The 12,168-nt window shown below is 71.0% G+C and carries 10 protein-coding genes; 5 read left to right on the top strand and 5 right to left on the bottom strand.

Features of this window, described 5'->3' with window-relative positions; translation table 11 throughout:
• Nucleotides 1-206 precede the first annotated feature (206 nt).
• A complete protein-coding gene (locus tag ACX25U_RS24185) occupies nt 207-692 on the bottom strand; it encodes a ribose-5-phosphate isomerase (protein ID WP_454383079.1) in 486 nt (161 codons plus the stop codon).
• Between the two features lie 218 nt (nt 693-910).
• Here ACX25U_RS24185 and ACX25U_RS24180 point away from each other — a divergent pair, with 218 nt between their 5' ends.
• A complete protein-coding gene (locus ACX25U_RS24180) occupies nt 911-2,389 on the top strand; it encodes an amino acid permease (protein WP_454383078.1) in 1,479 nt (492 codons plus the stop codon).
• Nucleotides 2,390-2,464: 75 nt separating this feature from the next.
• On the opposite strand, the gene ACX25U_RS24175 is transcribed toward ACX25U_RS24180, so the two are convergent.
• Entirely contained in the window at nt 2,465-4,222 is a 1,758-nt protein-coding gene (locus ACX25U_RS24175) for a protein kinase domain-containing protein (protein ID WP_454383077.1), read from the bottom strand.
• Between the two features lie 159 nt (nt 4,223-4,381).
• Here ACX25U_RS24175 and ACX25U_RS24170 point away from each other — a divergent pair, with 159 nt between their 5' ends.
• Nucleotides 4,382-5,101: an LPXTG cell wall anchor domain-containing protein gene (locus ACX25U_RS24170; protein WP_454383075.1), complete on the top strand. Its 720-nt coding sequence runs from the start codon at nt 4,382-4,384 to the stop codon at nt 5,099-5,101.
• Nucleotides 5,102-5,202: 101 nt separating this feature from the next.
• Here ACX25U_RS24170 and ACX25U_RS24165 read toward each other — a convergent pair whose 3' ends face one another.
• A complete protein-coding gene (locus ACX25U_RS24165; protein WP_454383073.1) occupies nt 5,203-5,784 on the bottom strand; it encodes a biotin transporter BioY in 582 nt (193 codons plus the stop codon).
• Between the two features lie 713 nt (nt 5,785-6,497).
• On the opposite strand from ACX25U_RS24165, the gene ACX25U_RS24160 reads away from it, so the two are divergent.
• A complete protein-coding gene (locus tag ACX25U_RS24160) occupies nt 6,498-6,719 on the top strand; it encodes a hypothetical protein (protein WP_454383071.1) in 222 nt (73 codons plus the stop codon).
• Between the two features lie 9 nt (nt 6,720-6,728).
• Here the strand turns inward: ACX25U_RS24160 and ACX25U_RS24155 are convergent, their stop codons facing one another.
• Nucleotides 6,729-7,415 (bottom strand): mycothiol-dependent nitroreductase Rv2466c family protein, encoded by a 687-nt coding sequence (locus ACX25U_RS24155; protein WP_454383069.1) that lies wholly within the window; start codon nt 7,413-7,415, stop codon nt 6,729-6,731.
• 131 nt (nt 7,416-7,546) lie between these two features.
• Here ACX25U_RS24155 and pepN point away from each other — a divergent pair, with 131 nt between their 5' ends.
• Complete coding sequence (gene pepN / locus ACX25U_RS24150; RefSeq protein WP_454394482.1) at nt 7,547-10,135, top strand: aminopeptidase N; 2,589 nt, start codon at nt 7,547-7,549, stop codon at nt 10,133-10,135.
• Between the two features lie 202 nt (nt 10,136-10,337).
• Nucleotides 10,338-11,390: a hypothetical protein gene (locus ACX25U_RS24145; protein ID WP_454383067.1), complete on the top strand. Its 1,053-nt coding sequence runs from the start codon at nt 10,338-10,340 to the stop codon at nt 11,388-11,390.
• A gap of 283 nt (nt 11,391-11,673) precedes the next feature.
• Here the strand turns inward: ACX25U_RS24145 and ACX25U_RS24140 are convergent, their stop codons facing one another.
• Entirely contained in the window at nt 11,674-12,120 is a 447-nt protein-coding gene (locus ACX25U_RS24140; protein WP_454383065.1) for an NUDIX hydrolase, read from the bottom strand.
• Nucleotides 12,121-12,168: the final 48 nt, after the last annotated feature.

The raw sequence follows: 12,168 nt of genomic DNA, 5'->3' as shown, positions 1-12,168 counted from the left end.
GCCCGTCCGGTTCCCCGAGCCCGGGGCTTGTGAACTCCGTGGACTCGGACCCGTCCGGTTCCGTGGGCCCAGGGCTCGTGAACTCCGTGGGCCCGGACCCGTCCGGTTCCGTGGCCTGAGGCCCGTCCGGCTCCCCGAGCTGGGCCCGCGAGGCTCGGGCCCCGGGCACTGCGCCCCCGGGCCCGCTGCCGCGCGCCGGTGCCGTCCTATCCCTGCGGGTGGTGCGCCGGGATCGGGGGCAGGTCGCCCGTCGTTTCGTAGGACGACAGCATGTCGATGCGGCGGATGTGGCGTTCGTCGCCGGAGAAGGGGGTGTTGAGGAAGGTTTCGACGAACTTCGTCGCTTCCTCCGGCGTGTGCATGCGCGCACCCACCGCGACGACGTTGGCGTTGTTGTGCTGGCGGCCGAGGGCGGCCGTCTCCTCGCTCCAGGCGAGGGCCGCGCGGACGCCCTTGACCTTGTTCGCGGCGATCTGCTCGCCGTTGCCGGAGCCGCCGATCACGATGCCGAGGGAGTCGGGGTCACCGGCCGTGCGCTCTGCGGCGCGCAGGCAGAAGGGCGGGTAGTCGTCCTGGGCGTCGTAGATGTGCGGGCCGCAGTCGACGGGCTCGTGGCCCGCCGCCTTGAGCCACTCGACGAGGTGGTTCTTGAGTTCGAAGCCCGCATGGTCGGAGCCGAGATACACGCGCATGGTCCGAGTGTGACACGGCCGAATGCGGGAAACAGCGCCGGGTGGAGCCTTAGCACATCCGCCGGAACAATGTGAGATAAGCCACAAAACTCAGGGAAGGCTGAGGTAAAGTTTGGGTTTTGAAGGTTCACACAGCCCCCGCACCTCGGTTTCACTGGACCGGTTCGTACACCGCTCGTACGGCAGCCCCCCTCACCCGGCGCAAAGGAAATCCCCACATGACCTCGCAGCCGACCCCGCCGAAGGCTGGAAGCGGCCACGCAAGCCCCGAAGGACACGGTTCCGGGCTTCAGGCCGGTCTCAAGAACCGTCACCTGACGATGATCGCCATCGGCGGTGTGATCGGTGCGGGACTGTTCGTCGGTTCCAGTGCCGGCATCTCCACCGCAGGCCCCGGCATCCTGCTCTCGTACGCCCTCGTCGGCACGCTCGTCGTCCTCGTGATGCGCATGCTCGGCGAGATGTCCGCCGCCAACCCCACCTCCGGCTCGTTCTCGGCGCACGCCGACCGGGCGCTCGGCGGCTGGGCCGGGTTCTCCATCGGCTGGCTGTACTGGTTCTTCTGGGTCGTCGTCCTGGCCGTGGAGGCGACCGCCGGAGCGAAGATCCTCTCCGGCTGGGTTCCGGCCGTGCCCCAGTGGGGGTGGGCGCTCATCGTCATGGTGGTGCTGACCGCGACCAACCTGGGCTCCGTCGGCTCCTACGGCGAGTTCGAGTTCTGGTTCGCCGGGATCAAGGTCGTGGCGATCAGCGCGTTCATCGTCATCGGTCTGCTGGCCGTCTTCGGCGTACTGCCCGGCGTGCACAGCGACAAGGCCGGGCTCGACAACCTCACCGGCCACGGCGGTTTCCTGCCGCACGGGCCCGGCGCGATCCTCACCGGTGTGCTGCTCGTCGTGTTCTCCTTCATGGGCAGTGAGATCGCGACGCTGGCCGCCGGCGAGTCGGAGAACCCGCAGCGTGCCGTCACCAAGGCGACCAACAGCATCATCTGGCGCATCGGCGTCTTCTACCTCGGCTCGATCTTCGTCGTCGTGGCCCTGCTCCCCTGGAACGACAAGTCGGTCACCGACAAGGGCTCCTACGTCGCCGCCCTCGACTCCCTCGGCATCGCGCACGCCGGTCAGATCATGAACTTCATCGTGCTGACCTCGGTGCTGTCCTGCCTCAACTCCGGCCTCTACACCGCCTCCCGCATGGCCTTCTCGCTCGGCCGGCGCGGGGACGCGCCGAAGGCGTTCGCGCGGACCAACAGCCGTGGTGTGCCGGTGGCCGCGATCACCGCGTCGGTGGTCTTCGGCTTCGTGGCCGTGTTCTTCAACTACAAGTTCCCGAACTCCGTCTTCCTCTTCCTCGTCAACTCCTCCGGCGCGGTCGCCCTGTTCGTCTGGCTGGTGATCTGCTTCTCGCAGCTGCGGATGCGCAGGATCATCCAGCGGGAGGCCCCGGAGAAGCTGGTCGTGAAGATGTGGCTGTACCCGTACCTGACCTGGGCGTCGGCCGCACTGATCGTCTTCGTCCTCGGCTACATGCTGACCGACACCGAGCACGACGGCCGCGAGACCGTGCTGCTGTCGCTGCTGGTCGCGGCGATCGTGCTGGTGATCGCCTTCGTCAAGCAGAGGGTTGGGGGCGGCCGGGCGGCGGTCGCGGCACGGGCCGGCGCGGAGGCGACGGAGAACGTCCCGGTCGGCTGACGCGAGTACGGCATACGTGCGTGAGGGAGCCCTTCGGGGCTCCCTCCGTTTCTCCCCCCGTGTTTCTCCTCCCGCTCACAGCACCGTGAAGCTGTCCTGGACCCTCTCGTACGTCGGCAGCGCCCGCTGCTCCGTGTCCGACCGGTACCAGGTGCTGACCTGGTACGACTTGCCGTCCGCGTCGAAGCCGAGCAGGCGGGCGTGCCAGGGGGCGCCCTTGAGGGTGAACGTGTACTCCCAGACCACCGCCGGGTGGCCGTGGAAGGTCGTCCGCTCCAGGCGGATCTTGCGGTAGTCCTGGCCCCGGCGGGCGTTGACCTCCGAGGTGCGCCAGCTCTCCATCAGGTCCCCCCGGGCCAGGGACGACTTGGCGACGAGTTCCTGCTCGCCGTCCGGTGAGGTGTAGTACACCTCCGCGCCCGTCTGCACACTCCGCCGCCAGCCCTGCGGCGGCGCCCACGCGAACCCTCCGGCCTCCCGGTGCGCGCCCGGCGGCAGGCTGGGCGGCCTGGAAGTGCCCTCCACGGTGGGCGAGGGCCCGGTGGAGGCGGAGGTGGGCGCGGCGGAGGGCGTGGACGGCCGGGCGCTGCCGCCCGCCGTGTCCCGGCCCGCCTCTCCCCTGCCCGGCAGGGCGAGTACGACCCCGGCCACCGCCCCGGCGACGACCACTCCCACGGCGGTGACGAGGCCGGCCTTGCGCCGCCTCCTGCCGCGCCCGCTCCCGGCCGGCTCCTCCGTCCGCCCCGGCGGGGCCGACGGCGCGGGCCGCCGCTCGGTCACCGCATGGGCGACCGGGTGGCCCACGGTGGAGCGGGCAGTGGCGGGAGCCTCGGGGCGTACGACGTCCGGGCGCTTTCCCAGCGCCCGCGTCGGCCGCTCCGGCGGGGGCCGCTCGTGGTCGGGATGCGTGGGTGTGGGTGCGGGTTCCGGGGAGACGGGCTCGGGGGGCAGGGCCGGCTGTGAGGGCCGGGGCCTCCCGGCTGCTGAGGGGACGGGCACGGCCGGGGGCCGGAGCGGGAACACCAGGGGGCGCAGGGCCGCTTCCAGGTCGTCGAGATCCGGGCGGTCCGCCGGGTCCTTCTTCAGCAGGGCCGCCAGGACCTCGGTCAACGGGCCGGCCGAGGCGGGCAGCCGCGGCTCCTCGTGCAGGACCGCGTACAGGGTCGCGAGAGTCGTGTCGCGGGAGAACGGGGAGCGGCCGCCCAGGGCCGCGCACAGGGTGGCGCCGAGGGACCACAGGTCGGACGGCGGACCCTGGGGGCGGCCGGAGACACGTTCGGGGGCCATGTAGTCGGGGGAACCGACCAGCATGCCGGCCATGGTGAGCGCCTTGGTGTCCTGGATCGCGGCGATGCCGAAGTCGGTCAGGACGACACGGCCGCCGCGCTCCACCAGGACGTTGCCGGGCTTGATGTCCCGGTGCAGTACGCCCCCGGCGTGCACCTGGCGCAGCGCCGCCACCAGTCCGAGGCCGATGCGGGCCGTCTCCGGCGGGTCCAGCGGGCCGTCCTCCAGGACGACCTGTTCGAGGGAGCGGCCGGGGACCAGCTCCATGACGATCCACAGGCGTTCGCCCTCGTCCACGACGTCGTACACGCGGACCACGTGCGGGTGGTCGATCCGGGCCGTGGCCCGTGCCTCGCGCAGGACGCGTTCGCGGCGGGTGCGGGTGTCCTCGGGGTCGAGGCCGTCGATGCGCATTTCCTTGACCGCGACCGGCCGGTCGAGTATTTCGTCGGCGGCTCGCCACACCCGCCCCATTCCCCCCTGGCCGATACTCTCGGCCAGTCGGTAGCGTCCCGTCACCAATAGCCCCGGAGCACCGCCACTCATAGAATTCCCCGGCAATTCGCTGCACCCCCTCAACGACGCCCCGCCCGGCCCCGATGGAAACACAATGGTCACACTTGGGGACGTCCCAGCATAGTGCGGGGAAATCTTGTGGTACCTCTTCTGATACTGCGAATTCAGGCGCAGCCAAGGGGGACGAACATGAGTTCTCGTCGCACGATGACCATGGCGGGATCGCTGGTCACAGCATCTTTTTCGGCGGTGATGATCTTTTCCTGCACCGCCGCCGCGGATGACCAGGGACCAAACAGCAGTCAGGGGGGAAAGGTCGTCGACAAGGCACCGGAGGGCGTGAAGGTGACCACGCTGCTCCCGAAGAAGATCACGGTCGACAACAGTTCGAAAAAGACAGCGATTACCGCCACCGTGAAGAACGGTGGAACAAAGGACAGCGGTGACATCAAACTCCTGGTCGTCGGTTTCGACGGCCTGAAGGTCACGAATGTGCCGGGCTGCTCGGCGATCCCGGAAAAGGATCTGCCGGCCGGTTCGAACAGCGGTTTCAGTTGCGCGGTCGGTCATCTGGCCGCGGGCGCGTCGAAGTCGTACGCCGTCGACGCGACGTACGACCTGGGCAAGGAGGGGAAGATCTGCCTGCCCGTGCAGACGGCAGACGGGAAGAAGACGTACTGGCAGCAGGGCCCGGTGCCGTTCGGCACGACGAACCCGTCCCCGAACGCCCCCGTCACACCACTCCTGCTGGGCACCGACAACAAGCCGGTCACCCCGAACGGCGAGCTGCCCAAGACCGGCCTCGGTCGTGACGTCCTTCCGCTGGGCGCGGCAGGCGCGGCCCTGATCGCGACGGGCGCCGCCGGGGTGTGGTGGTCACGACGCCGGCCGCGGGAGGGGCAGGCCTGACGGCAGGGAACGCGGAAGAGGTTCGCCGGACGGACGTCGCGATGCGACCCGGCGAACCTCTTCCGCGGAATTGCAGCGTCAGAGCGTCAAGCGGTGAGCCGTCACTTCTTGGCGAGCTTCCAGGCGGTGGGCAGCAGGCCCATGGCCAGGGCGGCCTTCAGGGTGTCGCCGATCAGGAACGGGGTCAGGCCGGCCGCGATCGCGGCGGACGCGGACATGCCGGTGGCCAGGGCCAGGTAGGGCACGCCGACCGCGTAGATGACCGCCGAGCCCAGCACCATCGTGCCGGCCGTGCGCCAGACGCTGCGGTCGCCGCCGCGACGGGCCAGGGCGCCGACGACGGTGGCGGCGAGCAGCATGCCGAGGACGTAGCCGAAGGAGACGGCGGTCGCACCCGAGGCGCCGTCCGCGAACCACGGCACGCCCGCGGCGCCCGCGAGGACGTACAGGGCGAGGGAGAGGAAACCGCGGCCGGCGCCGAGCGAGGTGCCCACCAGCAGGGCCGCGAAGGTCTGGCCGGTCACCGGCACCGGGGAGCCCGGCACGGGCACCGCGATCTGGGCGGCGACTCCGGTGAGCACGGCGCCGCCCACCACGAGCGCGATGTCCCGGACACGGGACGCGGGCAGCAGGTCGGCGAGGACGACCCCGCTACGGGCGGGGGTGGCGGCGGCGGTGCTCATGGGGACTCCGCGGGGTGAGGGCACTTGGGGACACGGCGACGCTATCCCAGCGGCCGCGCGGCGATCACCGTCAGCGCTCGACAAGGGGGGAGCGGACGCTTCGTCACCTTCACACAAAGGAAAGGGCGTACACCTGGCGGGACGTGATGCCGGTCACTGAGGTGGAGCGGTTTCCGACACTTTCCCGGCCCGGCGAGAACTGTAGGGTCCCGCCAAACGACTCACCGCCTACCGCCCGGCTCCGTCTCGCGGGGGACCGTCGCCGGTGACGTACCGGTCGGTGTCGAGAGCGAGGAGAGCCACCGGGATTCATCCAGCAGGGTCGTTCGCGCCGGACTCGACCGGCGGAACGACCCTGGTCCCGGCGGCGATCGGCTACGCCTGGCAGCGCACACGCAGGCGAAGCCGACGCGGCACACCCACCCATGGCTTTGCTGTTGCCTGCCTGCAGTTGCACTGGCTTTGCAATAACGGCCCGGGACGGGTCCTGCGCCCGATGATCGCCTTCTCGCCCTTCACCCGGGCGGGCGAAAAGAAGGAAGCCCCCAGCCAACGGGGGGCTTCCTCCGAGGGGAGTGACTCGCGGGGGCTTCCGTCCGAAAAGCCGCCCTGGCGGGACCGGTTCCGGGCTCGCGGCGCGACACCTGCGCCCTTACGATCCCAATTCCGGCAAACATCGCAGAAAGGTCCGGCGGCCGGAGCGGGAGGCGCGTATGTCCGACTACATCCACTGCCCCAACTGCCCCGAGAAGAAGCTGCACCCCTTCAGCAGGGTGGGGCCGGAGGAGGCGAAGCACATCAACAAGGCGCGCGAGGTGCAGGACGGCCACGGCTGGTGGCGGTGCGAGAGCCGGACCCCCAAGGGGCGGTGCCTGTGGGTCCAGCCACGCTGGCATCAGGCGAGGGGCTTCAGCCTCCCCGAGAGCTTCCGCTGACCCGTCGGGTCACAGATTGCTGAAGTCCGGCCCCGCCGTGCGGGTGCGCTTCAGTTCGTAGAAGCCGGGGACCGAGGCGACCGCGAGCGTGCCGTCCCAGAGGCGGGCGGCCTGTTCGCCCTTCGGGGCGGGGGTGACGACCGGACCGAAGAAGGCGATCTGCTCGCCGTCGGGGCCGGGGACGGCGATGACCGGGGTGCCGACGTCCTGGCCGACCTTCTCGATGCCCTCCTTGTGGGAGGCGCGCAGCTCGGCGTCGAACTCGAAGTTCTCCTGGTCGGCGTAGTCAATCAGGTCGGCGGGCAGGCCGACCTCCTCCAGCGCGGCGGCGACGGCCTCGCGGGTGGGGCCCTCGCCGCGGTTGTGGAAGCGGGTGCCGAGCGCGGTGTAGAGCGGGCCGAGGACGTCCTCGCCGTGCTTCTGCCAGGCCGCGGTCACCACGCGCACCGGCGCCCACGCCTTGGTGGTGAGCAGCTCGCGGTAGTCCTCGGGCAGCTCGTCCAGCCGGGGCTCGTTCAGCACCGCCAGGCTCATGATGTGCCAGCGGACCTCGATGTCCCGCACCTTCTCCACTTCCAGCACCCACCGGGACGTCATCCAGGCCCAGGGGCACAGCGGGTCGAACCAGAAGTCGACAGGGGTCTTGCCGGACGACGGGGTCGCGGTGGAGGTGAGGGTGGGGGTGGTCTCGGGCATGGTTCTCCTCGTGTGGTCTTTCAACGCTCAACATCACCCTCTGCCCGCGCATTCCCGGCTGCCGCATGTCAGGGGCACATGGCAGGATCGATCCTGTCCGCATGCTGAACACGATCGAGGGAGTGCCGCCCGTGCCCGGTGAGAATCTGTCCCGCGACGAGGCCCGGGAGCGGGCCGCGCTGCTGTCCGTCGACGGATACGAGGTGTCCCTGGACGTGCGGTCCGCGGTGGGCCAGGGGACCGGGGAGGGGCCGCGGACGTTCCGGTCCGTGACCACGATCCGCTTCCGCTGCAACGAGCCCGGCGCGTCCAGTTTCGCGGACCTGATCGCGCCGAGCGTCACCGCCGTCTCGCTCAACGGCAAGGACCTCGACCCCAGTGAGGTCTTCGACGGCTCCCGGATCGTCCTGGAGGACCTGGCCGCCGACAACGAGCTGGTCGTGGACGCCCAGTGCGCCTACTCCCGCACCGGCGAGGGCCTGCACCGCTTCGTCGACCCGGAGGACGGCGAGGTCTACCTCTACACCCAGTACGAGCCGGCCGACTCCCGCCGCGTCTTCGCCAACTTCGAGCAGCCCGACCTCAAGGCCCCCTTCCGCTTCGAGGTGCGGGCGCCGGAGGACTGGACGGTGTGGAGCAACGGGGCGGGCGAGCGGCACGACGGGGTGTGGCGGTTCGCCGAGACCAAGCCGATCTCGACGTACATCACCTGCGTGGTGGCGGGGCCGTACCACTATGTGACCGACACCTACGAGCGGGTGTTCGAGGACGGTACGCGGCTGGAGATCCCGCTCGGCGCCATGTGCCGCAAGGGGCTCGCCCGGTACTTCGACGCCGACGACGTCTTCCTGGTCACCAAGCAGGGCCTGGACTTCTTCCACGACCACGTCGACTACCCGTACCCGTTCGGCAAGTACGACCAGGCGTTCGTGCCGGAGTACAACCTGGGCGCGATGGAGAACCCGGGCCTGGTGACCTTCCGGGAGGAGTACATCTTCCGGGGGAAGGTGACGCGGGCCTCCTACGAGGCGCGGGCCAACGTCATCCTGCACGAGATGGCGCACATGTGGTTCGGCGACCTGGTCACCATGGAGTGGTGGGACGACCTGTGGCTGAAGGAGTCCTTCGCCGACTTCATGGGCGCCTTCGCGCTGGTCGGCGCGACCCGCTTCACCGACGGCTGGATCACCTTCGCCAACCGCCGCAAGGCATGGGCGTACCGCGCGGACCAGCTGCCCTCCACGCACCCGGTCACGGCGGACATCCGCGACCTGCAGGACGCCAAGCTGAACTTCGACGGCATCACCTACGCCAAGGGCGCTTCCGTCCTCAAGCAGTTGGTGGCGTACGCCGGCCAGGACGCGTTCCTGGAGGGCGCCCGCCGCTACTTCAAGCGGCACGCCTACGGCAACACCCGCCTGGGCGACCTGCTGGCGGTCCTGGAGGAGACCAGCGGCCGGGACATGGGCACCTGGGCGCGGGCCTGGCTGCAGACGGCGGGGGTCAACTCGCTGACCCCGCAGGTGGTGCTGGGCGCCGACGGCACCGTCGAGGAGCTGGCCGTCCTGCAGGAGGCCGTCGAGTCGTACCCCGAGCTGCGCCCGCACCGGGTGGCGGTGGGCCTGTACCGGCGCTCCCAGGTGGGAGCCCTCGAGCAGTACGCGCGCGCCGAGCTGGACGTGGACGGCGCCCGTACGGTCGTGACGGAGCTGGCCGGTCAGGACGCCCCGGAACTGGTGCTGGTCAACGACGACGACCTCACCTACTGCAAGATCCGCTTCGACGAGGCCTCGCTGGCCACCCTGCGCGAGCACCTGGGCGCGCTGACCGACCCGCTGGCCCGCGCCCTGTGCTGGACGGCGCTGTGGAACATGACCCGGGACGCGCTGCTGCCGGCCCGGGACTTCGTCGGCCTGGTGCTGCGGTTCGCGGGCCGCGAGTCCGACATCGGCGTGCTGCAGATGCTGCACGCGTGGGCGGAGTCGGCGCTCGTGCACTACGCGGCGCCGAGCTGGCGGGAGACGGGCGGGCGGCTGCTGGCCGAGGGGGCGCTGGCCGAGCTGCGGCAGGCCGAGCCGGAGAGCGAGCACCAGCTGGCGTGGGCGCGCTTCTTCGCCACGGTGGCCTCCGCCCCGGGCGATCTGGAGCTGCTGAAGGGCCTGCTGGACGGCACGAAGGAGATCGAGGGGCTGGAGGTCGACCAGGAGCTGCGCTGGGCGTTCCTGGGGCCGCTGGCGGCGCACGGGGTGGCGGACGAGAGGACGCTCGCCGACGAACTCGCCCGCGACGACACCGCCTCCGGCAAGCGGCACCAGGTGCGCTGCCTGGCCGCGCGGCCCTCGGCCGCCGTCAAGGAGCGGGCGTGGGCACAGGTGGTGGAGTCGGACGCGCTGTCGAACGCGCTGGTCGAGGCGACGATCGCGGGCTTCGCCCAGCCCTCCCAGCGAAAGCTGCTCGCGCCGTACACGCCGAAGTACTTCGAGGCGATCGAGCGGGTGTGGACCGAGCGGTCCATCCAGATCGGCATGGACGTGGTGCGGGGTCTGTTCCCGTCGCTGCGGGACTCCCAGGAGACCCTGGAGGCGACGGACGCGTGGCTCGCCGCGCACGAGCAGGCCGCGCCCGCCCTGCGCCGGCTGGTCCTGGAGGCGCGGGACGACCTGGCGCGGGCGCTGCGTGGACAGGCGTGCGACGCGGCGGCGGGGACGGCGGCCCGATGAGCCGGGGCTTTGGCCAAGGCTCAGGCGCGCGGTAACCGTTACGAAATTCGGTCAAGACACACCGTAACCCCTGGTCCCCCCTGGACGGACCAGGGGTTTTCGGTATCCGAACGTCCGTCCTTTAGCTCGGACTTGTCCGGGTTCGGCGACGTCCCTGTAACAGCGGTTAAAGTCCGGATCCGGCCCGGGAAACGTGCCGGACATGAACCACAACACCCCGCTCTCCCCCCGCCCCCTCCACCACCTCGCCGAGGCGCACCGCCGGGTCCTGACCACCGCCCAGCTGCGCGAGCACGGAGTGTCGGCCGCCGAGACGACCGAGCGGTGCCGCAGCGGCGGCCCCTGGCAGCAGATCCTGCCGGGCGTGTTCCTGCTCCACCCGGGCCCGCCGACCGGCGAGGAGCGGCTGCACGCGGTGCTCATGTACGCGGCGCGCGGCCCGCTCCCCCGGCCGGCGCCCGGGGTGCCCGCGCAGCCGACCGCCCAGGACCCGCACCGCCCGGTGTACGCCGAGGTGGTGGTCACCGGCCTGGCGGCCCTGACCCTGCACGGTTTCGCCGCCGCACCCGCCCTGCCGTCCCTGGAGCAGATCGACGTCCTGGTGGAACGCGCCCGTCGGCTGCGCTCGACGGGCTGCGCGCGGATCGTCCGTACGGCCGACCTGCCCGTGGCGCACCTGGTCACCGGGCTGCCGGTGGCCCCGGTGCCGCGTGCCCTGGCGGACGCGGTGGCGGGGCTGTCGGACGCGGGCACGGTACGGCGGCTGCTGACCGAGGCGGTGCGCGGCGGGTACTGCGAGCCGGCGGCGGTCGTACGGGAGTTGACAAGCGCGAGGCTCCTGACCCGGCCGCATGTGGTGGACGCGGTGAACCTGCTGCTGGCCGAGGGCCGGGCGCTCGCGGAGGACCGGCTGTACCGGATGGTCCGCGAGCACGGCCTGCCCGACCCGGTCTGGAACGTGGACCTGCGGCTGCCGGGCGGCCCCCACCTGGGCGGCCTGGACGCGTACTGGCCCGAGCAGGCGGTCGCGGTGGAGCTGGACACCCGAGCTTCCCGGCAGGACGAGGACGCCCAGTGGTCCCAGTACGCCCACAAGCGCGAGTACCTGGAACGGCTGGGCATCACGGTCGTCCACATCACCCCACGGAAGCTGCGCGACGCCATGGAGCAACAGGCGACGGTCGTCCGCACCGCCTTGATGGCGGCCGCCGACCGCGATCCGGCCGCGTATGTGGTGGTGCTGCCCCGGTATTGAACCCTCTCCCAGCTGAAGGCCGGGAGATTCCTGGCTCAAGCTGCTCATTCGCTCAGCGAGCGGACGAGTCCGACGCTCTCGACACCAGCCGGGTTGGAACCAGCCCGGTTTCCCCGAAGATCGGAGGTTGGTGTGCCGGCTTGGTTGTCGCTCGGCACGTCGTACGCGCTTGGTTCTCGCAACGCACAGAGTGCAGCTTGCCCGATCAAGTGGGTGGTCTTTCGCCTTGGGGGATGAACCCGGTGAATTTTGACCGCCCCTCGACAGCCGACCGGTGTCGTGGTCAGCCAAGGTTGCCCGCGGGCGGGCGCTCGCGCCACAGGCGCAGCCCCGCGTCGACCAGGCCGACCCGGGGCAGTGCGGGGACCGCCTCCAGGGGGTGCCAGGCGGCGCGGTCCGTGGAGCCGTTCGTCTCGTGGCGCAGTTCGCCGCCGGTGACGCGGGCCTCGTACAGGATGCGCAGGCCGTGGAAGTCGGCGTGGGTGCCCAGGCGGCGCGGGTAGGCGCGGCGGATGGAGTCCAGGCCCAGGAGGGTGACCGGTTCGACGGTGTAGCCGGTCTCCTCCTCGGCCTCGCGTACGACGGTGTCGTAGGGGTCCTCGCCGTGTTCCATGCCGCCACCGGGCAGGGTCCAGCGGCGGGTGCCGTCGCCGGCCACCCAGCGGGCCATCAGCAGCCGTCCGTCCCTTACGCATACGGCGTAGGCCGCCACCCTCAACTCCTTGTGCATGGGGGGACGTTACGGCGTTGCCCGGAGGGGGTCGGTCCAACGCTGAGG

It is taken from the genome of Streptomyces sp. JNUCC 63, assembly GCF_054366325.1.
Note: the sequence above shows the minus strand (reverse complement) of the source record. Positions and strands in the feature narration are given on the sequence as shown.